The 23,941-nt window shown below is 39.4% G+C and carries 14 protein-coding genes and 1 CRISPR repeat array (1 of these 15 cut by a window edge); of the genes, 13 read left to right on the forward strand and 1 reads right to left on the reverse strand.

Features of this window, described 5'->3' with window-relative positions; all coding sequences use genetic code 11:
* Window positions 1–2 precede the first annotated feature (2 nt).
* The 10 genes from BHF68_RS08240 to BHF68_RS08285 are packed head-to-tail and all read left to right on the forward strand — an operon-like array spanning window position 3 to window position 14,310.
* Window positions 3–1,424 (forward strand): MORN repeat-containing protein, encoded by a 1,422-nt coding sequence (locus BHF68_RS08240; protein ID WP_069643170.1) that lies wholly within the window; start codon window positions 3–5, stop codon window positions 1,422–1,424.
* A complete protein-coding gene (locus BHF68_RS08245; RefSeq protein ID WP_069643171.1) occupies window positions 1,425–3,515 on the forward strand; it encodes a TolC family protein in 2,091 nt (696 codons plus the stop codon).
* 16 nt (window positions 3,516–3,531) lie between these two features.
* Window positions 3,532–6,039, forward strand: coding sequence for a stalk domain-containing protein (locus tag BHF68_RS08250; protein ID WP_069643172.1), 2,508 nt, complete (start codon window positions 3,532–3,534; stop codon window positions 6,037–6,039).
* Between the two features lie 33 nt (window positions 6,040–6,072).
* Window positions 6,073–6,615, forward strand: a complete 543-nt coding sequence (locus BHF68_RS08255) for a Pvc16 family protein (RefSeq protein WP_069643173.1) — start codon at window positions 6,073–6,075, stop codon at window positions 6,613–6,615.
* Window positions 6,616–6,656: 41 nt separating this feature from the next.
* Window positions 6,657–7,454: a carboxypeptidase-like regulatory domain-containing protein gene (locus BHF68_RS08260; RefSeq protein ID WP_069643174.1), complete on the forward strand. Its 798-nt coding sequence runs from the start codon at window positions 6,657–6,659 to the stop codon at window positions 7,452–7,454.
* 2 nt (window positions 7,455–7,456) lie between these two features.
* Window positions 7,457–7,843: a DUF4280 domain-containing protein gene (locus tag BHF68_RS08265; RefSeq protein ID WP_069643175.1), complete on the forward strand. Its 387-nt coding sequence runs from the start codon at window positions 7,457–7,459 to the stop codon at window positions 7,841–7,843.
* Between the two features lie 10 nt (window positions 7,844–7,853).
* Window positions 7,854–10,073: an ATP-binding protein gene (locus BHF68_RS08270; RefSeq protein WP_084019303.1), complete on the forward strand. Its 2,220-nt coding sequence runs from the start codon at window positions 7,854–7,856 to the stop codon at window positions 10,071–10,073.
* The gene (locus BHF68_RS08275; RefSeq protein WP_069643176.1) at window positions 10,036–12,312 is read left to right on the forward strand and encodes an MFS transporter; all 2,277 of its coding nucleotides are present in this window, start codon (window positions 10,036–10,038) and stop codon (window positions 12,310–12,312) included. Before BHF68_RS08270 ends, BHF68_RS08275 begins: the two co-directional genes overlap by 38 nt.
* Entirely contained in the window at window positions 12,284–13,045 is a 762-nt protein-coding gene (locus BHF68_RS08280; RefSeq protein WP_069643177.1) for a GNAT family N-acetyltransferase, read from the forward strand. Before BHF68_RS08275 ends, BHF68_RS08280 begins: the two co-directional genes overlap by 29 nt.
* A 14-nt stretch (window positions 13,046–13,059) precedes the next feature.
* Entirely contained in the window at window positions 13,060–14,310 is a 1,251-nt protein-coding gene (locus BHF68_RS08285; RefSeq protein WP_069643178.1) for an ABC transporter substrate binding protein, read from the forward strand.
* A 68-nt stretch (window positions 14,311–14,378) separates the two neighbouring features.
* Here the strand turns inward: BHF68_RS08285 and BHF68_RS08290 are convergent, their stop codons facing one another.
* Window positions 14,379–16,961 (reverse strand): winged helix-turn-helix domain-containing protein, encoded by a 2,583-nt coding sequence (locus tag BHF68_RS08290; protein WP_069643179.1) that lies wholly within the window; start codon window positions 16,959–16,961, stop codon window positions 14,379–14,381.
* Between the two features lie 216 nt (window positions 16,962–17,177).
* Between BHF68_RS08290 and BHF68_RS08295 the strand changes: the two genes are divergently transcribed.
* The 3 genes from BHF68_RS08295 to BHF68_RS08305 are packed head-to-tail and all read left to right on the forward strand — an operon-like array spanning window position 17,178 to window position 21,171.
* A complete protein-coding gene (locus BHF68_RS08295; RefSeq protein WP_069643180.1) occupies window positions 17,178–17,408 on the forward strand; it encodes a DUF8691 family protein in 231 nt (76 codons plus the stop codon).
* Window positions 17,409–17,410: 2 nt separating this feature from the next.
* Window positions 17,411–20,035, forward strand: a complete 2,625-nt coding sequence (locus BHF68_RS08300; RefSeq protein WP_069643181.1) for a PEP/pyruvate-binding domain-containing protein — start codon at window positions 17,411–17,413, stop codon at window positions 20,033–20,035.
* Window positions 20,032–21,171: an MFS transporter gene (locus BHF68_RS08305; RefSeq protein WP_069643182.1), complete on the forward strand. Its 1,140-nt coding sequence runs from the start codon at window positions 20,032–20,034 to the stop codon at window positions 21,169–21,171. Before BHF68_RS08300 ends, BHF68_RS08305 begins: the two co-directional genes overlap by 4 nt.
* Window positions 21,172–21,423: 252 nt before the next feature.
* A CRISPR array of direct repeats spans window positions 21,424–23,941; the repeat unit is 37 nt; unit sequence GTAGTAAGAAACTAATTTCCGTTAAGGGAATTGAAAC (it continues 1,515 nt past the right edge of the window).

The raw sequence follows: 23,941 nt of genomic DNA on the forward strand, positions 1-23,941 counted from the left end.
ACATGCTAAACCTATTTGAGAAAAGTATCGGCGGCTATATCAGAAAACATGTAAATTTAGTGAGAGCCAAATTTAAAAACGTAACCAATGTTGATAAAATGGGAAAAAAGCTTTTCCGGGATGTCATGGGAAAAGTAAGATCAATGTTTTCCCTACGTCCACAGGCGAAAGCAGACTATGTAAAAGCTGGGCGGACATACATTGCGAAGAAAGTTATATTAATGGCCCTCGTCGGAGTATTAGCTTTTCTCTTTGTATTCCATAGATTTCTTTATCCATGGGCGGAGGGACGGTTTTGGGTGCCAGAATTGACTATTAATACAGAGCGGTTTTATGTCTACTCTGGCAAGGCTAAAGTACTAGACACATATGCAAATCTATTATACGTAGGAGACTTAGATGATGGTAGAATCAATGGTAAGGGGAGTCTCTATCATCCAGATGGACATCTAGTGTATCGAGGTGACTTTGTTAATGAGCTATATGAAGGCAAAGGAGAGCGTTTTGCTGCAGATGGCTCAGTAATTTACCGTGGAGACTTTAAAGCAAATGCCTACCATGGCGAAGGGCAGTTGTTCGAAAATGGTAATTTACTGTACGAAGGTCAGTTTCAAGATGGTTTGTTCCATGGCGAAGGACAGTTGTATCATGATAACGGCAATGTGCGGCTTACAGGAAATTTCCGTGCTGGGCACTTAGAGGGGGAAGGCAAGGAATACACAGCAGATGGTTCACTGCTCTACCACGGTTTTTTCCTAGATGGACTATATAATGGCACGGGAACTATCTATAATCCAGAGCTTAAAACAGTCAGCTACGAAGGGCAATTTCGTAAGGGACGTCATGAGGGCTTTGGTCGACTATACGACCAAGAATCTGGTCGTATAGTATATGAAGGTGAGTTTAGTGAAGGTCGTTACCATGGTGAAGGCAAGCTCTATAACTGGAAAGGGCAGGACGTCTATGTCGGTCATTTCTATCAGGGTGAGATTGATTACTTCCGCTATATTGATGCTCCAATAGACATCGTCAGAGAAGAGTTTGGTAATGAAAGCCGTGTGCAATTTTTTGATTTCCACTACTTGCTAGAGTATCACGACCTTACAATGATGTTTGCCTTTGAGAACCCAATAGATAGAGATCCTGAGGTCCATAAAATTTTATTCCTTGGCGGACAGGACTTTTTAGGTGGACCTATAGGAATGTCAATTGAAAGATTAAAGGATTATTATGGCGAAAATGAATTTGAATTTTACTACCTTATAGATGATGAGAAAAGGGTCGTGTTAGAGCGGCTTCGCTTACCAGTCAATCTTGAATCGTTATATAGTGTGAAATATATATTACACAGTGATATTTTTGTTCGCTACTATGCATTGAATCCTCAAGGAGATATTCTCTATTTTGAAATGGGAGGGCTTTAAATGATTGGTAATAGCCATAAAACTAAAAAGACACTCATCATAACTTTAAAATGGCTAATTATATTAAGCTTAGTTATAAGCTTAGTTAGTCCTACCATTGTCATGGCCAATCGTACTACTCACCAGCTATCTATGGAGGAGACAATACACCATACTACCAGAAATAATAGCGGTTTAAGGGATACTAGAATTAATCGAATTAAGAAAACTATTGAGCGTCGGGAAGCAATTGAAGCAGTTAGGATAGCACAAAGACGAGAGCGCTTTCCGTGGTTTACCCTACTGATGAGTATAAACCTTCCGCAAAAGAATACATTACCGCGGGCAATCGAGTTACTTATGAAATTACCTGAGATTAACTCGGAGCTACACATGCTTAGGCACAAAGAACAATATGAAACAATCGTATCAAAGCATGACGCCCAACTAGCATATTATGATGTGCTGTTAGCACAGTATACAGTTAATCGTACCTGGGATTATATATATGAAACACAGGAGGCATTAGAGCGACTACGGAGGCAACAACGCATAGGCTTGGCAGATATCAGAGATGTGGAGTATCTTGAGGGAGCATTAGAAGGACATCAAACTACACTGAAAAAAGCTATTCAAGATTTAGAGAAAAGCATTGATAAAATAAATAAGCTTACACAACTAAGAACTACCGTTAATACGACCTTTCCTGACTATGTACCGTCAGTAAATCTAGATAGAAGCCAGTTAGATGATATCATTGACCATGCAATTAAGTATGATTACAGCTTACTTGAGGCTACTCAAGAGCGGAAAATTGCCCAGGCAAGAGTTGTTGAACTGATAGATTTATATAATAACCGTTGGGGTAGCACAGTAAGGCCGATGACCCAATATGTGCAAAGTCAGATTGGTAGGCAGGCAGAGCGGTTAGACAGGCGCATTAACTACGATGTGTTTATCAATTCCTACTATGAGCCTGCACTTAATCGAATTGAGGCACCCTGGAGTGGTTCATTTAGGTTTCGGATTTTGTTTATTACAATTAGGATTCCTAAGGAATGGTTCAAGCTAGGGACTGTTGCCGAACGTTATTTTGACGATGAGAAGTACGCTTTATTTAATGCCCTTGTCGAAAGGGACCAAGCAATTGATATGGAAAACGATATTCGTGAGAATTTAATCCAACAGGTTAAAGACACCTATTTCACACTTAAGCAGATGGAAGCTGTCAATGAGGACGCAATACGCAACTTAGCACGTGCGGAGCGCAACTATGAAATAAGTCTTCGAGATAATAAGTTAGGTTTAGTGACATTCCAAGAACTGCATTCAGAGAAGATGAATTTCTACGAACAACAGGATGGAAGCTATGAAGCGCTCTTAGAATATGGCAAGACAATTGCAATGTTTAATATGTTTTCCAGTGGTTACTTAGATGTTTTAAGTGGTGATTTCCAGGCAACATCATTAGCAGATGGTGATTCTTGGATAAGCGAAAGTGGAGAGATAGCTAGTTGGTACATTGAGACATTGTTAACAGACTACAAGTTTACCTTTGGGGTACAAGTTCCTGATACATTAGGTGTTACTGACTATGAATTATACACTGCCAACCACGTCCAAATCGGAGACAGAACAGTAGTTAGTGAAACCATTAGTCACTTACCGTTAAGCCTAGAAGAGAGCAGTATGTTATACGTGAAATTCTATAAGGATGATGAGCTACGTTATATAGCACAATTAGATGGCTTTGGTGTAACGGGACCATTGCTGCTTCAAGAAGCGACAGAGGATACATTACCAGAAGCAATAGATATAGCTATTGGCACTTGGCAGGTTTCAATGGAGAATCAATATAGAGCCATCTTTGAAATGGGCATCCATCAGGATATAGTATGGGATGAATATTCATTACATTATGGAGACCGTGATGGAATCCAAATTGGTAGTGAACGCACTAATGCAGGTGCCCCTATTGGCCACTTACCTAGTACGTTCTCAGAGCCTGAGAAATTGAAGGTTCGTTTATATTCTAATGGCAGCTTTGTAACAGAGCTAGGCTTACAAGTGGTAGAGAATAATGCAGGTATATTAGTAGAGTTATCAGAGTAATGGGAGGATGGAGACCATGAGGCGTTCACGAAAAAAAGAGTCAAAATACAAACTGTTTATGTGGTTAGCAATCGTAGTGCTTATTGTAGGCTTAGGTTATAGCCAAACACTACGTGTTGACGCAAGTGCACGTCCATCTGCCAGTGAGATTCCCGACGGGACATTAATAATTGGCACCCATCTGATTGCTTTACAAGCCCTTAATCAAGAAATATTAGAAATCGCCATAAAAAGCGCAGATGATATGAAGACAAGGGAAGATGGTGTAGTTCAGGATAGAGTATACTATAAATCAGACCTGAATCAAGGTGTATGGTACGACATAACTAATGCAGAAAGTGTTACGGATATTAGTATATCCACAAGTAAAGCCGTAAGCAATGAATTGATAGACTCACTTATCTTAACCCATTGGACGAAGAGTGACGGAATTACGATAGAGCTAGCGACTGGGAGAGCTGTTAGTGTTCAAGACATAGAATCGATGGAAGACCCTAAGAATCTGCCTGAACTAGCAATGCTAAAAATTGAAAAAGAGGTACAAGAGGGTAAACTACAAGCATTAGAAGAAACAGCTGCCGATAGTGATGATGAGGATAGGGATTTACAACGCCAAATTGAACAGACTAAAGAGAAAATTGATAGTATAGATAGAGTATTTGCGCCAATCGAAGATACTGAGATAGATGCGCTTAGACAAATATTAGACCATTTTGATGGCTTTATACAATATTTAATAAATGATAAGCAGGCGCCAGACCGTCTATTAAATATTGCTGCTGAAGAAAAAAAGATTACAAGGGCTATTAGAGATACAAAGATATATGAGGCTATGCTAGAAAGACTATATGATGAGCTAGAGATAGCAATTATGCTTGAGGATGGTGAATTGATTAGTCGCTATGGCTCCACAATTGACGAACTGCGGCAGTCTTTTAGTGAGGCAGAGATAGATGCTGACCGCGGTGAACCAACCACAGCATTAGAAAAAATTTATCAACAATTAGCTGAACAACTAGCTACACAAGTTCAAGCTGGGGATTACCCTGGTGGCTATGATACTCTTTTGAAAATGCAAGGTATAGACAGCATACTTAATAATAGAATCCTAGACAGGAAATTGGAACTAGAGTTAATTGAGCAAGCTATGGATATGGTAGGTGCTACATTAGAGTTATTAACTACAGATGCAGGGGACGAGTATAAGGCAGCTAAGGATAATGGGGAATCGGAAGCAGTATTGAATCGACTCCGCAATCAACGGGCTTCAGATTTGCAAAGAAAATTACAGGAAATTGATGATTTGCTAGAGTATAAAAAATTTCGTACAGACCCAGGTTTACATGCTGGACTTATAGAAGATATGCTTAAACACCTGCGTAACCTTGAAGATGAGCTAGCGTCCATACCGACTGGGACTGCGGGGATTGACGATGATATGAAAGCGGGCTTAACTTCGACAATCCAGGAAAGTACCCAAAGTCTAGCACAGGATCTAGCAAAAGCTAAGGCAGCAAATTCGCCAGAAATCGCTAAGCAAACTGCTGAATTAGAGCGACTCCAAAAACTAGAAGATGATATACAGGAGCAGTATTATAGAGCTGCAGAAATAGGTGATTTAGAAGCATTAGAAAAGATTAAAGCCCAGCTAGATTCTCTGAAAGCATTAGTGGAAGCTGAACAAAATCAAGCTGCAGCAAATTATAAAAATCTATTAGATCAAAAAAGTAATCTAGAAGAGCAATTACAGTCTGCTACAACAGATATAGATAAAAGCCGTCTGCGTTCAGAATTAGACGGTGTCTTACTACAAATGGCAGGACTAGAGAACCAAATAGACGGCAAAGCGTTACAAAGTTTACAGCAGCTAGATGATTTGAAAAGTGATTTGAAAGATGCACTACAAAATGACGAAATGCGCATGGCAGGAATAGTTGCTGCTGATCTCGTTGACTTGTTAGCTATTATACCTGAGGAAATTATGAGCGAGCAGCAAAAGGATAAGGAACTAGCAGCGGTGCTAAAGCAATTACAGGATAAAGCAGACCAATATGAGAAGCTTGGCAACTCAGGAGCAGCAGACGCCTTATTAACTACTGCTGACAGGATAGAGGAACGGGCCGCCGATAAAGGCTTAGGAGAGAGTAGACCTACTATTACTCTACCACCTGTCAGTCCGTATTCCATTGTATTTACAGATTTTAATATAAACGTGCGTGAGCCATTAATATACCGTAACGATACAGTATATATAGCTAGCAGACAAATTTTAGAATTACTAGGTGCAAAAGTCACTTGGCAAGCCGAACAACAACGAATTATTGCACAAGATCCACGATATTCAATGCTTATAGAGTACTCCCTCAATCAGGATGTGATATACGTTAATAATCGACGTGTACGTTTGCAGCATCCTATGGAAAGTAAAAATGGGCAAACCTATATACCGTTGCAAGTACTCTTAGATGCATACAGGATGACTTCTGAAACAAGAGATGGTGTCATCTATGCACGGATGAGGTAACATTTAGATATTGAGAGTAGGTGGAGCATTATCATGGATAGTTACGAAGTAATAGCGGATGTAAGCCGCTCTTTAGTAGAATTGTTAAGGAAGAATTTAACACCGGAGCCTGTAGCTAAGGAAGAGCTTATTGGACTATGCCCTCCTTATGAAGCTGGCAACTATATTTTAGGACTACACATGTATAACATCGAAGAAAAGAAAAATATGGGAACACAACGTATGCTTAACATCAGCCCAGGGGTACAGAAGGATCCACCAATTCCATTAATGCTCTATTACATGCTAACCGTATATTCAAAAACTGAGTTAGCTAACCGTGCCATCGATGAACAAAGGATTTTGGGGCGGGCTATGCAGGTTTTTCATGACTTTAGTAAACTTAAGGGAAACCCACATATTGAAATTTCAGCAATACAAATGAGTATGGACGACAAAGCGAAAATATGGTCCATCTTTAATCAACCATATCAATTGTCTTTGTACTACTCTGTAGGACCTGTATATCTAGAGTCTGATATAATTCGCGATACTAAACCAGTAGTCGACTTTAAAGTTGATATACAGAGTAAGTAAGTGAAAGAGAACTTAAAAACATTACAAGACAAGGTGATTTTATGTCCATTAACGCCCAGGTTCAACGCTGTCAGGTTTCTCATAAAGCTTCAGTTGTGTTCTATATACTAGATAGCTATACTGGTTATCCAGTAACACACGCGTCTATACAAATAGCAGATATACCATTAAGACCTTACGTTAACAAAAAAGATGGTTACTATGTGTTTACTAATCTCGAGTCGACAGACTATACATTTGTTATTGAAGCGGATTCTTATATGAAAGTAACAAGAAAAGTAAATGTAGGAGAACAGGCACCCCCTGTCCTCCCTATTCATTTGCAGCACAGATCAGATAGTAAACTAATTCAAGATACAACACGTATCGAGCTAAAGCTTAGAGACCAACAACACAAACCGATTGAAGTAGGTAAAGAGATTTTAGTAGCTTTGCTTAGCCATAGTGTATGTGCACGTGCTATAGAGGATACTGCAGCAGATGAAACACACCTACCTATATATAGTAACCAAGGGCATGCCCTTGTGGGCAAACAATGGTTAATCCATAGGGGCGATAATCAAATAGAGGTAGTAAAAATTATCGATTACGTTTCAAAGGAAGGACGTTATACAATAGAGAAACCGTTAGCGTCACCTTTAGAAATTGGTACCTTGTTGTACCCTGCTTGGTCATTATTGACTGATGAACAAGGTGTAGTTTTACTACCTTTACCAAAGACTTTTATCCAAGAGGAAGTAGAGCTTTATATATATATAGATGAATCATATCAAAAACAACAAGTTAAACTCCAGCCAGGACGTAAATCAGAAATAATAATTACAGCGGAAGGTGAGTAGTTTTGGCGATAATTGTATGTGGCGGAGCCATGTGTCAGTGTTCATTTGGTACAGCGCCAGCATCATTGCAAGTACCACCCATTAGTAAAGTCATGACGACACAACCGATAGCTAATATTATGGATAATAAACCGATGGTAAATATCCTACCCTTTGGCATGTGCACATCGATGGCTAATCCACAGGTAGCGGCAGCCACAGCAGCTGCGCTAGGTGTATTAACTCCGCAGCCCTGTATACCAGTGATAAGTGCACCCTGGGCACCAGGCTCACCAACGGTATTAGTAGGGAACAAGCCTGCGCTAAATCATAACTCTAAGCTCATGTGTAATTGGGCAGGGGTTATTCAAATTAACCAGCCAGGCCAGCAGAAAATCATGGTACCTTAGGAGAAGAGATATGGGAAAGATTATAGCAAAAATAGTAGACAGGCGATTGCACGAACAACTCTATAATAATAACCTAGCATATATTGAGGATTGGGTTCATTACGCTGATTACCTTATTTCTTTCTATATGGAAAAGGTTATGGATATCCAGCATATGAGTTCAAACAAGCTAGATAAATACAAAGGCTTGGTTGTAGGGCGGGAAGAAATGCTGCAAATTCTTGATGAATTTAATACCCCATTAGAAGCCTCAACAGTAGACAAACAGTCTTTAATGGAATTTCATAAAACCCAGGAATTAATAGAGGCTTATTTAGCATATAGGGCTAGAAAGACTATTAAAGAGGGGGTTTTTTTGCCACTTTTGTACATGAGCCACATGTTAAAGCTTAATGAGTTTGAGCAATTTTGCGTTGTGCTTAGCTTACTTCCCCATATAGACAAGAAATACGAGAAAATATTTGCTTACCTACAAGATGATATTACACGTAGAAATCCTACTGCTGATTTAGCAATAAAAATTTATTATCCAAACAATCATAACATTGATAAAGTGAAGCTTTTGCATACCATGGAGCGAACTTTATATCGGTACATATACATAGAACAACAACAAAATCACAATATCTTAAATTGTACAATGCAGCTTGATCAGCGTCTGCGTGAATTTATCATGGATATTAACGATATATCTACAAACAAAGAATATGATTGGCAACTATATTATCCAGGAGATGCCATACCAGATTTGCTAACTCAACAAGATAAACAACATCAGCTACTACGGATTCTGGAACACCAGCAACAACCTACGGTTTGTTTTATATTTGGACCTACTGGTAGCGGTAAACAGCTGCAGGTTAAAACAATGGCTAAACAAATGCATAAGTCGGTCGTTTTTACTAAGACTAGCATGTTTCTTCAAGACAATGGTAAGCTTAACAGCATTCAAATAAAAAAGGTAACACGGGAAACCTTATTGCATGATGCATTATTATGTTTGACAGACTTTGACGAAGTAAGAACTGAGCTTGAGCTTAAAACAACTTCCTTCATTACAGAATTGCTTAAAGAATTTAAGTTAGATGTAGAAACTTTGATTATATTATCAGAAAGCAAATGGCACGATAAACCTTATAATAGTAGTTACTATTGGATTGATTTTGAGCTCGATATTCCAGACAGAAAGGAACGCAGCATACTGTGGCAATCATTTTCAGAGGCTGATAATCTGGCTGTAGAGATTACAATTAATGAGCTAGCAAATAAATTCCAACTTACCCCTGGACAAATTATTAACGCTTTGAACGATGCAAGGGCAACAGCCCGTTGGCAAGGGGATACTTATATCACTAGAGACACACTGTATAAATCATGTTATAAACAAATTAATCACAAGCTAGCAACACTAGCATCATTAGTATTGGCGAAATATGAAATGGAAGATTTGATTCTTCCAACTGATCAAAAAAGAACACTAACGAACGCATGCAACCATGTTAAGTACAGACATGTAGTGCTTGATGAGTGGGGATACGAAGAAAAACTGCCCTACGGCAAAGGGTTAAGTATGTTATTTGCTGGTCCACCAGGCACAGGTAAAACTATGGCAGCCCAGGTAATAGCCCAAGAACTAGGCTTAGAAATGTATAAGATAGACTTATCCCAAATCATATCTAAGTATATCGGAGAAACAGAGAAGAACCTCCAAGAGGTCTTTAATGAAGCGCAGAAGAGTAACGCCATTCTGTTTTTTGATGAATGTGATGCTATCCTAGGTAAAAGAACAGAAGTTAAAGACTCCCATGACCGCTATGCAAACATTGAAACTTCCTATCTGTTACAAAAGATCGAGGAATTTGCAGGAGTTAGTGTACTGGCAACGAATTATATTACAAACATTGATAATGCTTTTTTACGTAGAATACAGTATGTTCTGCATTTCCCGTTTCCTGATGAGAAATCCCGCGAACTGATTTGGCGCGGAATTTTCCCTGGCAAGACACCAGTGGCTCATGATGTAGATTTTTCGTTCCTAGCAAAGCAATTTGAGCTTGCGGGAGGTAACATTAAAAACATTGCAGTTAATGCCGCATTTCTTGCTGCCGCTGAAGGTAGAGAAGTGTCAATGAAACATATAATTCTAGCAACTAAAGACGAGGTAACGAAGCAAGGGAAAGTGGTGGTCAGCAGTGACTTCGGAGAATATGGATTCTATTTACGCACGTAGTAAAGCTCTATTTCTTGTAGTATGCGTATTGATAGTGGTAATGTCTTTTGCTGGCTTTGCCAATTACATGACTTTTACAGATAATTATAATAATGCATTAGCTAATACGTATGCAGTGCCTGGACAAGAATTCGTACGTAGTATTGAATATGCCCTTGTTTATGGTAAGCCAATTGATAATTACTATGGCATGAACGATACACTGAGGGCATTGCAAGAGATTGTTCCAGAGGCTGAGGAAGTATATATTGTTTCACCCCAGGGCAGGATTCTTTATGACAAAAATGGGTTTGTAAGAGATGGAATTATAGCAGCCGACCTAACAAAAACAGCAACTTTTCAGGAAAGTTCAATTGGAGAAAATCGTAGTTTTATATTTTATCAGGAACAAGCATATTTATTTGTTGGCATCAATGACCACACACAACAACTGGCAGCCAGTTTGCTAATGATTTTTCCAAGGGAACAATTCGTTCAGTGGGACAGTGAGGTTAGCATGCAACTGGGGCTTATTCTTGTTGTGATTGTAAGTGTGATTATGCTTATCCTAACAGTGATTTTCTTTCGTACAAACTGGATTAGCGGTGCAGAAAAGCTCAATAAAAAACGCATGCTATTAGTCTTTCTTACATTACTTGGTGTTGCCTTAATAACATACAGTGGGGCAAACTATAAATTGTTCCAGGAAGCCTATGAAGATATGGCACAAACAAGTAGTGATTTTGTCCAGTATATTGCAACGAATAACTTAGAGAATATTCTCGATAAAGGGCTTACGTTGGAGGATATTACAGGATTCGATAACTATCTAGCTACTATTCGAGATAGCCTTCCACAGATAGAAACTGTAGAAGAGGTTCGTGGAGCAGTTAATGTAACAATTTCAGGAAGCTACATCAAGCAGCAGTTAAACAGAATTCTACTTGATATGGGAACGGTTACAGTTATTTCAGTATTTTTCATGGTAGAGATGACTTTGCTAGTGATAGTTTTACTAGCAAGAGAAAAAATTAAGGACAAAGCTGTAACCACAGAAATAAGCCATGGAATGTCAAGGTCGTTAGCGTTTTTTATCAACTTTAGTGCATTTCTACCGTTTACTTTTATACCAATATACATGCGCCATATATACGAACCAATTGCAGGTTTACCTAAGGATGTAACGCTGGGATTACCATTATCTGCAGAGATGCTTGGCGGAATGCTAGCAATTATCCTATCTAGCTGGCTTATTAGTCGTAATGGCTGGAGAAGTGTATTTTACTTAGGTGTGTTGTTTTTAATCATCGGGAATTTCCTGTCTGCTAACAGTACGAGTGCAATAATTTTTATTATTTCCCGAGCAATAGCGGGACTTGGTTTAGGATATATATTAATGACTACCCGTAGTTTAGTAGTCTCTATGCCTAACACTAATTCTGCAATTGCCGCATATGCAGCAGGAGCAATAGCTGGACTAAACTGTGGCCTTGTCATTGGTGGGATGTTAGCTGACCGTATTGGGTACGAAATGGTATTTACAATAGCGGCACTAGCAGCTGCAATTCCGTTCGTGTTTGTTCAGCTCTTTATGAGAAGTTTTGAAATTAAACAACAAGATCCAGCAACTGAATCGGTCTTCAAAAAAATGCGGGATTTTGTTACAGATAAAAAAGCTGTATTGTTCTTAGCCTGTTTATTTATACCTTTCTTTATAGGTGGGGCATTCTTAGATTATTACTTCCCGTTGTTTGCCTCTGCTAATGAACTATCACAAAGTGACATTAGTCGTGGTTTTCTATTAAACGGTTTGATGATTATATACTTAGGGCCATTACTAACTCGTTATGTGAATAATAAATTTGGCAATGTTAATGGAATTATTGCGTCAATGGTTATAGTATTGATAGCATTAACCGTCTATGTACTATGGGGAACAATTGCAGCGGCCTTTGTGACAGTTGCCTTACTAGGTATTGCAGAAAGCTTTGGTCTGTCGATGAAGACGACGTACTTCCTACAGTCTAAAGGAATACGCGATATGCAAATAAATCAAAGTGTAGCTTGGTTTAGCTTTATGGTAAACACAAGTAGAATGGCAGGCCCGATTATTTTTGGTGCTGCAGTTTCCATTGGAATGCGAACGGGTATTGGTATCATAGCTATTACAATGCTTGCTTTAATATTAGTTTTCGTTTGGAACGAAAACAAAAAAACTACTGGAGGATCCCATGAATCAACGGTCGCACCACCACAATAACAATGAAGATACTACTGAACTATTGGAACAGGGAATAATCAAGCTAGAGGGAACAGATGAGAAGGCATATTGCATTCGCTTATTAAATACTAGTGACGTTACAGCATTACTAGATTTACAGGAAGAAATTTTGAGTAATTTAGAAATAGCAGAACTTAGTGTTCCGTTTACTAAAGAAGAATTGCTATTTATACTTTCGGGGCATGGCGAATGCGTTGGTTTCCTAGTCGATAATCAATTACTAGCAGCATGTGCTTTACAATTTGATTTAGAAGACTTTAATATGTCTAAGGAAGTCGGCTTTGATAAGAAGCAACAACAGCAGGTCGAGCAGCTTGAGATGTCTTTAGTTCATGAACGTACACGGGGACATAAATTGCAACGGAGGTTAGCGGGGATTTTAGTAGAAAGAGCCATAAAGCGTGGAAACAAGAGATATCTATTCTCTACAGTCTCGCCCTGGAACTATCCCAGCGTACAAACAGTCACATCCCTTGGGCTAAATATTGTTAAAGTAACGAAAATGTATAATGATTGGACGCGCTATGTAGTATGTCGGGATATGCATGAACCTACCATATTGAACATGTCAACGGTTAGAAAAGTTGCAATTGAAGACTTCGAAGTTCAAAGTATGCTATTAGAACAAAGCTATCTTGGGTTTTCACAAGAACGAACGCCAGAAGGGGTACGGATTTTATTTGCTCAGCCTATTACTAAGCCTAAAGAATAACTGGGGTGTAGTGTATGAATAATAATGTAATAGAAGGAACTACGATTAAACGTAAATATATAAACAAGCTGACAATGCTAGCCAAGATTATTGTTGTTGGTGTATTTATATATGGGCTGGCTCTCTTAGCTAGTAGTCTCCCTTCAATACTAGCAAATGAGTTAACGGCAACTAATATTGGAAACGAAATACATCTAGTTACAACTGACGACGATAGATGGCGATTAGGCTATGTTGAGAGTGAAACTTTTTCTGCCTACCCAGAAACTTTAGTAGCTATTATTCGCGGTCTTAATGAACAGGGGTGGCTTGATTTATTATCGACTGAGGGTTTAGATGAAGGGTTAGCCAGGGTATTAGCCACTAATAACAGTAGTGAAATATGGAAGTGGCTATCAAGCAATGATGTCAGCACTAAGCTGAGCTTTGTTGATACAGCCTTCTATAATCTCCGGGAGAATGATTCCGATAGAGAGAATATAATTGAACGTGTGCAAAATACACGGGATTTAGACTTACTAATTACTATGGGTGCAGCTGCTGGACATCTATTAAGTACGACTGAACATAACACGAATACCCTTGTGTTTGCAGCGTCAAATGCTGTACGCTCTGGGATTATTGACTCAGTGGAAGACTCAGGACAGGATTATTTGTGGGCTCATATGGATGAGCACCGCTTTGAACGACAAGTAAAGGCGTTCTACGATATTTTTGAATTTGAAACCTTGGGCATAGTATATGAAGATTCTCCAGCTGCTAGGGTTTATTCGGCAATTGACGAACTAGAGGCACTTGCAGAGGAAAAAGGCTTTAATATTATAAGTAAGCATGTAACAGAGCCACTACAGGCAGATGAGTTCCCAACATATTACGAGCAGGTAAGTAAGGCTTATGAAGAGCTAGCAGGTAAGGTTGATGCATTTTACCTAAGTATTGCATCGATTGAAAGCGACAGACTTCCAGTGCTATTACATCCCTTCTATGAATATAAGGTACCGGTGTTCTCGCAAATGGGTAGCATTGAAGTAGAGCACGGAGCTCTTATTACTGTATCAGTAATGGACTACACCAATATTGGTAGATTTGGCGCTGATACTATTATCAAGTGCCTTGAAGGTGAGCTGCCTCGGAATTTAGAGCAAACATACCAAAGTGCACCCCAAATCAACTTAAATGTAGAGGTAGCAAAAATGATAGATTACAAGCTGCCATTTGAACTAGTTATTGTTGTCGATCGGGCGTATCAGTATATTAAAAGATAAAAACGATTGCCTCGATGAAAGTTATATGAGGCAATCGTTTGTTAGACGTACGATGCTTTAACGAAAAGTTAACGTATAAGCTTTAATTTACGAGCTGCGGCCACTGCGTGCGTCCGACCCCTGACTCCCAGCTTCCCATAGATATTACTAGTGTGCCATTTGACAGTGCCTAAGGAAATAAATAGTTTATTAGCAATATCTTGATTTGACAGTCCTTGGCTTATCAGTTCTACTATTTCTAGCTCGCGGGGGCTAAGGTCTTCTATCAAGCTTGGATAGGATGTCTTATTCTCGCTATGTGGTTTGTTCTCAGCAGATGGGTTAAACTTAGCCGTCCCAATATTCTTAGCATTCTGTATTAAGTTATCGGCAGATGCTAAGTTTCCTGCCTTTTTCTCCAATGAAGCTTTTAAAATAAGCGTTTCTATTAAAATCTGCCTTTGTTCCCCTGAATTGGCTAACCGCTGGATATCATCTAATATTGTACGCACTAACCCTAAGTCTTTATTATCCTCGGCTAATAGAAGCCGTACAAGTACAAGATAAACCTGCTCCTGACCGCCCTTGACTGGGACATCTTCTTTAACGCCAAGCTCAGATAATAGGTTACGTGCTTGTGTAATGTCAGCACGCTCAATTAGTATTCGAGCTTTCCAGGCGGTTGCGACAGTTATGATAAATGTAGGCAATTGAAATTCGTTATTTAAAGCTTCAATCTGTCGAATCGCCGCCATTGCTTGGTTGTTTTTGCCCTGTGAATAAGCTAAGGCAATACGGTAGAGTAAGTTCCAGCTAAGATACGGCTTGCTTACCCTGCTTAAATACAGACCACGCTCTATACAGCGTTCAGCCTCTACATAATCCCCTTTTTCACGGAGAATATCCCCGAGTAAAGCCCAAAGTATACCGACCTTACCTAAATTCCCTAAGCCCTTTTCCTTTACAAACATTAGCAAGCTTTGAATAAATGCCTCTGACTCAGCAAGCTCACCTAAATACTGGAGATTAATGGCCAGCTTTATACCTGAAGATATTAGGAAGTAGTGCTGATTGCACCTTTGGTTATTCTGGTGTGCCTCTAGATAGAACGGATAGGCTTCATTGGGCCTTCCAGAAAACAGCATAGCATCACCTGATATAATAGTTACACTGTTCCGCCAAAAGTGGTTGCCAGGAGGTAAATAGCGCAGAGCTTCTTCGGCATATTTTTTTGTATTTAAGATATTTTGCGTATTAATACTGTGGAAAGCATTGATAACTGCCTGGATTCCAAGATACTCCTGTTGTTTTGCAGCGTCTTTATAGGACAGAGTACGTGCGATAGCTAGGTATTTTTCAGCTTCTTGACTACCTTCCCGTGCTATATGATAAAAAGCCTTGTAGGCTATAAGACGTTGGTATTTCTGCAGTAAATTTAGCGGAAGGCTATTAAGATAACGAATCAGAAGGGTAGTACCCTCCTCCTGCAGTATGGTTGTATCATAATCATGTAGTATTTCTGCAACTTTGTCTTTGTTGTCACTGGCAAAAGCGTGGTGCAGAGCCTCGCGATAAGCGCCAGCTGCTACGTACCAGTTACAAGCCATGGTATGCAATTGCTTGATTGTATCAGTTGAAATTGCCTTCAAGCGATGTGACAACAGATCGCTAAATAGATGGTGATAACGATACCAGTACCCTTGATTGTCTAATGCAATAATAAAAAGGTTATTGCGTTCTAAGTCAGCGAGTATCTCCGAACTATCATTTCGGCCTGTTACAGCATCACATAGTGGTGCACATAAACGGTTTAAAATCGAAGTCTTAAGTAAGAAATCCTGAATTACTGGCGCTTGCCCAGATAGCACCTCTTCACTTAAAAAGTGTAAAACAAACCGGTCGCTACCAGCGAAGTCGTTGATGAATTTATTGGTATCTGAGCTACTAGCAATCGAGAGAGCAGCAAGCTGTATGCCTGTAACCCAGCCCTCTGTTTTATTATAAAGGGTTTCCAACTGATTTTCTGGTAGCTCAAAGCTATTTATTTGAAAAAGTAATTGCTTCATTTCATCTTTGCTAAACTTTAAATCCTCAAGGCGCAGTTCATTCATCATGCCCTTAGCCCGTAGCTTTGACAGCGGCCAAGGGGGATCAGATCTAGTCGTAACTATAACATGCAGTGCAGGCCCTGCATTTTCTATGAAAAATATCAAATCATCATGGATTTGACGATTGTTAATCAAGTGATAATCGTCTAGCACTAAAAAAAACGGTGTTTCTAAAGAAAACAGGTCGTTTAAAACAGGCGTTAGTAGTGATGATGGAGCTTCAGAGGAAATATCCATGGAGCGTAGCATTTCCATCGTAGCTGCTCCGACAGATTTATTAATAGTCTGGATTGCGGATAATAGGTACAACCAAAACTGCTCTCGAGCATTATCAGCATCATCAATAGCATACCATGCAGTCTGTTGCTCACGACCAGCTATCCAGCTTCGAACTACGGTTGTCTTTCCAAAACCAGCAGGGGCAGATACGAGCGTCAGCTTACGCGTAAAGCCTTGCGAATCTGCTACATCCTGTTCTAATTGTGCAAAGATTTTTGTGCGCACTAGAATCTGCTTACCTAGAGGTGGGATATGAATTTTCACTTTAAGAATATCATTAGCCATTATTCTCCGCCTCCTATGTGATACGTATTCGACATTGTTGGGTATATTCCTTTTGCAAACCAACCCAAACTATCCCAAACCAACCAAAACCCTAACTTTCGTCAGGTCAAAATCTATCGAATTATAGATAAGCTAGAAACAAACATCATAGATAAAGTGCAAGAGCGTAGACAAAGTGAGAAAGCAAAGACAAATGTGAAAGTTAGGAGGATGGATATGATAGCTAGGAAATATACTTGGCAGGTATTAGTGCATACGGAATCTCGACTTGATCAATGGAGTACAGACTATTTTGCTGGATTATCGCTAAGGAACGATAAAGGAATCACTATATTAAGTGGTGAGTTACCTGACATTTCTGCAGTTTATGGGTTAATATTACAATTAAGGGATATCGGAATCGGCTTAATTACTTTGCAAGTTCAGAAAAAAGAAAGGGGACGGTAACTATGGCTAACTATACATGTAACTATGTATGTAATTTAAAGCAAATTCGTAAAGAGGATGTAGCAATAGCTGGAGGTAAGGCAGCAAACCTAGGAGAAATGATTGGTTCAGGTCTACCTGTGCCTGGGGGTTTTGTAGTACTAACGAACGCCTATAAACGATTTGTAGAGGCGAACCAATTGCAAAAAGAGATTGTACGCTTGTTCTCGAATATTGATGGAACGAATACGGAGGAACTAAACGAAGCTACTAACGAGATTAAACAATTATTTGAGCAGGGAGAAATCCCAGAAGATATCAAAGCGGAAATAGATCGAATATATGAACAGCAGGGGAATCCAACAGTTGCTATCCGATCATCAGCTACAGCAGAAGATATGCCAGGGATGTCATTTGCTGGACAATATAGCACCTATCTTAATGTCAAAGGCAAAGAAGAAGTCTATATATATATTAAAAAATGCTGGGCATCATTATGGAACGAGCGGGCTGTTGCCTATCGAATTAAGCAGAATATTGGTAATAACAATCTTGCCCATGGAGTCGTCGTACAGAAGCTAGTCAATGCAGAAAAATCGGGAATCATGTTCACAGCAAACCCTGTCAATGGCGTGCGAGATGAAGTCCTAATCAACTCGTCCTGGGGCTTGGGGGAAGCAATCGTTGCCGGAGAAGTTAATCCAGACCAATGGATCATCAGTAAAAAGACTGGAAGCGTCGTACAGGAAGAGGTAGCGACAAAAAAAGTACAAACGATTCGCAAAGCGAAAGGAATCGAACTAATAGAGGTAGACAGCGAGCAACAAAAAGTTGCTACATTAAATGATACAGAAAAACAAGTGCTACTCGAATTAGCAATCCAAGTCGAAAACTACTATAACTTTCCCCAGGATCTCGAATGGGCCTGTGAGGACGGGGAGTTTTATTTAGTTCAGACTAGACCTATAACTACCCTGTATCCGATTCCTGATAACGCAGATGCAGATGACTTCCGCGTCTACCTGAACCTGTATATGTATTCCCAGTCTATGAAAGAGCCTTTTACCCCAATGGGCTTTGAGATTGCTAGATTTGGATTTCAGGGCATGATGACGAAATTTGGCAAGAAGCACTATAAAGGTAATCGGCTGTGGTGGCTACACAACCTTGGTGGTCGAGTCTATGCCGATATAACAAGTATTATGAAAAGTGAAAAGATGCAAGCCAACCTAAGAGACAGTAAGCGAAACGACAAAGACCCATTAACAACAAAAGCGCTACTACAGGTGCTAGAGAACAATAAGCAAGCGCTTGTTAACAGTAAAATCGACGCTTTTTCGATGATGAGCATAATTAATATGGGTCTGTTAAAAATAGCTGTCGATGGAGTGTTTAAGTCAATATATGGAACAATCAATCCAGCAGAAGCACGAGCACGAGCGAAGCAGACTGCTGACCAGACAATGGAACGAATAAGAATGCAGATGAAGAGCTGCAAGACCGTCGAGCAGAAGCTAAAGCTAATTGAAGAAATCAGTGATGCAGGAGTCATGGGAAGCCTAGAAATATTGCTTTACGGTGGCAAATCCCTCACGTATTTAAGCAAAGCTGAGGGAATCATGACGAAATATCTTGACGATATATCAGATCTGCAGCATGTTGAGAAAGCCGTTCCTTATAACATTACAACAGAGATGGGGATGGAATTACTATACATTGCAAAAGAGTTAGATGGGCATGGTCGTAGAGCAACGGCGAAGGAACCGAGAATTATTAATTTCCTAGATAAGTATGGGGACAAGAACTCCTTCATTGAGCTAGAGGTTGCAAGCACAACATGGAGAGAAGATCCGCAGTTTGTAATAGACACAATCAACTCCTATATTGACCTACAAAATTACAATCAGGAAATCGATCGTTTCTATAAAGGACAGGAGGAAGCGGAACAAGCGATAATAAGAATAAAAGCAAAATTAGAGCAAAAGGCTGGCAAACGCGTAGCACGGAAAGTAGAAAAAATTCTAAGGAATTATCGGGAAATGTTTGGTCTAAGGGAGCTGCCTAAATACTATATGTCAATGGGTCTTAGCATGATTAGCGCTGTGTTGATTGAAATTGGCGAGCACTTAGAGAAGGCTGGTAGAATCAAAGATCGTATGGACGTATTTTATGTAACAGTGGAAGATATTAAATCTAAGAAAAAGCTGTTAGATATTGTGGAGAAGAACAAAGAGGAATATCAAAGGGAGCTGGCAAGGCCGATGCCACCGAGGCTTCTAATCAGTACAGGGGAAAGTGTTTACTCTGCTGTAGAAACAGCTGGCGATAACGCCTACGTTGGCGTTCCAGTATCGCCTGGAGTTTATGAGGGTAGGGTTAAGGTGCTAAAGAATCCGCTAGAAGGGAACAAGCTAGAGAAGGGTGATATCTTAGTGACGTCAGCTACAAACCCTGCTTGGACACCACTTTTCCTGAAAATTGGCGCGCTAATAATGGAAACAGGTGGTCCAATTTCCCACGGCTCAGTGGTCGCTAGGGAATATGGAATCCCTGCAGTGGTCGGTGTTGTTGCAGCCACTTCCGAGCTAAAAGACGGGCAGATTGTTCGTGTCAATGGGGAAACAGGAAGTGTGGAAAAAATAATATGAGAATCCTGTTCTTCAGCTTAGTCATTGTGATGATGGGCTATGGCATTGCCATGCCCGTCCTGCCCTTCTACATTGAAAGCATGGGCGGCAAAGGGATTCACTATGGACTTCTTATTACTAGCTACGGAGTAATGCAACTACTATTCGCTCCTGTATGGGGAAGCTTGTCCGATCGCTACGGGCGCAAGCCAATCCTGTTGATAGGCATGATTGGCCTGGGAATGGCTATGCTATTACTAGCAGTATCAACAAAGCTGTGGATGCTCTACATTGCGCAGCTACTATCTGGAGGCCTTTCTTCTGCTGCCATTCCCGCGGCTCAAGCTTACGCTAGCGATAGCACAGACGAAGAAGAGCGGGGAGGTGCTATGGGTAAGATTGGAGGAGCTATAGGCGTAGGAATGGTACTAGGTCCAGGAGTGGGCGGCTTATTAGCATCAACATCTCTAGCAACTCCTTTCTACATAGCTGCTGGATTTTGTGTCCTGACATTCTTTATTATACTGATTTGGCTACCAGAATCCTTAGGGAAGGAGCATAGGTGTCAAGCTACAGAAATAAAATTCATGCAGGTGAAAGGGCTTTGGCAAGCCCTCAGAACACCGATGAAGTTCGGTCTGATTGTAGTCTTTGTGGGAATCTTTGGACAGACAATTTTCTCAAGCATATTTGGACTGTATGCAATAGAACGATTTAACTATGGGCCTGAACAAGTAGGGGCAATTCTGATGGCAATGGCTGTGATGTACGCGCTAGCGCAAGGGTTATTAGTAGGGCCTATGACGAAGAAGTTTGGCGAACGCAAGACAATTCAGTTCGCATTGTTAGGAGGCGCAATTGGCTTTGGATTAATATTGCTAGCGAATACACTCGTAACGGTGTTACTCGCCATGGGCACATTCATACTATTAGTAGCCCTATTGAAGCCGTCGTCCTTATCTTACATCTCCAAGCATACAACGATGAGCAAAGGCAAAGCGATGGGCATTGCCGAGTCGTATATGAGCTTAGGAAGAATCATCGGACCACTATGGGCTGGAATGCTTTTAGACTTCAACGTGTTCTTACCGTTTATTAGCGGAGCACTGTTTTTCTTAGTGGTATTTATGGTAGTGATGGTTAAATCCAGAAATTGATATTTTTTGAAGGAGATTAAGATAGTATTATAGAATAAATAGATATAGGTTAGATGTTAGATATATAGAACTAAAAATCGAGAGCCTCAGGTGGCGGAAAATCCCACGAGCCTCTCGAACGTTATTTTCCTTTTGCTAGCAAGGGAATACATTGTTGTTGCGCATATTAAAATCATTAATATTCGCAATTCTCATAACCGCTCGATTTACCGCTAATAAAATGGCGTCCATCAAAGGGGGAAATAGTAAGCGGTAGTAAGAAACTAATTTCCGTTAAGGGAATTGAAACGTAGATATATTAAATAAGCGTGTACCTTCGATAATTTCGTAGTAAGAAACTAATTTCCGTTAAGGGAATTGAAACCCATATTTAGATTTTTAATTAAATCGTTTGAGTCTGTTGTAGTAAGAAACTAATTTCCGTTAAGGGAATTGAAACAAGGCATGGTTATATGGGCTGATGATATGCAACCAAACAAGTAGTAAGAAACTAATTTCCGTTAAGGGAATTGAAACGCTTCCGGCAACACATGCTGCTGTGGTCGGTGTTCGTAGTAAGAAACTAATTTCCGTTAAGGGAATTGAAACTATTAAATTCTTTTTCTATCAACTCTTTCTTAAAACGTAGTAAGAAACTAATTTCCGTTAAGGGAATTGAAACAATTTAGGGTCTTTTGTTGCGCCACTCAGTATTTTATTGTAGTAAGAAACTAATTTCCGTTAAGGGAATTGAAACTAATCCGATAATGAGTCTCTCTGAGGATGTGCCATTTCGTAGTAAGAAACTAATTTCCGTTAAGGGAATTGAAACTCAAATACCGTGTATATTGTATCCAAGGTATCCATGTAGGTAGTAAGAAACTAATTTCCGTTAAGGGAATTGAAACGAATTTCTCTCATCTTTATAAAAATATCTATCATTGTAGTAAGAAACTAATTTCCGTTAAGGGAATTGAAACTAAACCTACTGCTTCTTTAGTAACTTCGATATTTTGTAGTAGTAAGAAACTAATTTCCGTTAAGGGAATTGAAACATGGAACCCAAGTCCTTTCCAAAGCGGTTACCGCAAACTAAGTAGTAAGAAACTAATTTCCGTTAAGGGAATTGAAACCGTATCTGTCTATACGTTGGATATCTCGCTCAATACCCACGTAGTAAGAAACTAATTTCCGTTAAGGGAATTGAAACTGCGTAGCCTGTTCCGCTTACTTCTGTGCCTGTCGTAGTAAGAAACTAATTTCCGTTAAGGGAATTGAAACCATTGCAAGCATCTACCGTTTCTATCAACTGTTCCTGTGTAGTAAGAAACTAATTTCCGTTAAGGGAATTGAAACGTAATATTTATATTGCTAGTGTCATTTCTTTTTCGGTGTAGTAAGAAACTAATTTCCGTTAAGGGAATTGAAACTGAACACACCAAAATCAAGAACATGGGAAAACGCAGTAGTAAGAAACTAATTTCCGTTAAGGGAATTGAAACACTCTAAAGCTTCGCTACGACTCGCGACAAAATTTCGTAGTAAGAAACTAATTTCCGTTAAGGGAATTGAAACTACCAAGCAGATAAACCTTAAATCCCATCGGACCAAAGTAGTAAGAAACTAATTTCCGTTAAGGGAATTGAAACTGTAAATGCTGACTTATACGTGATTTAAAAGAGTCTAGGTAGTAAGAAACTAATTTTCGTTAAGGGAATTGAAACCTTAATACTTTTCGCCATTCAGTAAGTTCTTCTCGTAGTAAGAAACTAATTTCCGTTAAGGGAATTGAAACCATAAGCAAATTATTCAAAATGGGGAAATGTTATGGTGTAGTAAGAAACTAATTTCCGTTAAGGGAATTGAAACAGGATACCTTGACACCTAGTTCGCCCTTTGTTTTGCTCTGTAGTAAGAAACTAATTTCCGTTAAGGGAATTGAAACGACATTGATGCGTGCTGCGTTATTTAGTCCGCTGCGTAGTAAGAAACTAATTTCCGTTAAGGGAATTGAAACAAAAAAACTTATGGGGGAAAACGAAGATAAGTTATTGCGTAGTAAGAAACTAATTTCCGTTAAGGGAATTGAAACATTTTAAAAATCTAATTAAATCATCAATACTAGCGTCGTAGTAAGAAACTAATTTCCGTTAAGGGAATTGAAACTGCTCCCACTCCTTTGCTACTGCTTATAATCATACTCGTAGTAAGAAACTAATTTCCGTTAAGGGAATTGAAACAAATATTTAGCAGGGATATCTTTGTATTTAATATGTAGTAAGAAACTAATTTCCGTTAAGGGAATTGAAACTCACACTATGCACTATAGCACTATATACGATTGCCTAGTAGTAAGAAACTAATTTCCGTTAAGGGAATTGAAACACACTTAGCCAGTTCTTATTGAATATTCTTTTTGTCGTAGTAAGAAACTAATTTCCGTTAAGGGAATTGAAACTTTTTGAATGGTACCTGGTATTGTTTTAGTTCTTCGTAGTAAGAAACTAATTTCCGTTAAGGGAATTGAAACATCTGCTGTAGAGCGCATGACATTCCAGTATGGTGTAGTAAGAAACTAATTTCCGTTAAGGGAATTGAAACCCTTTGTCCATCAAATCCCTGATATTAATGAATGTGTAGTAAGAAACTAATTTCCGTTAAGGGAATTGAAACTCCTGTTAGCACCATGGCTGCCATATCCCTGGTTTAATATGTAGTAAGAAACTAATTTCCGTTAAGGGAATTGAAACTACCAAGCAGATAAACCTTAAATCCCATCGGACCAAAGTAG

The organism is Desulfuribacillus alkaliarsenatis (assembly GCF_001730225.1).
GTDB classification, from domain to species: domain Bacteria; phylum Bacillota; class Bacilli; order Desulfuribacillales; family Desulfuribacillaceae; genus Desulfuribacillus; species Desulfuribacillus alkaliarsenatis.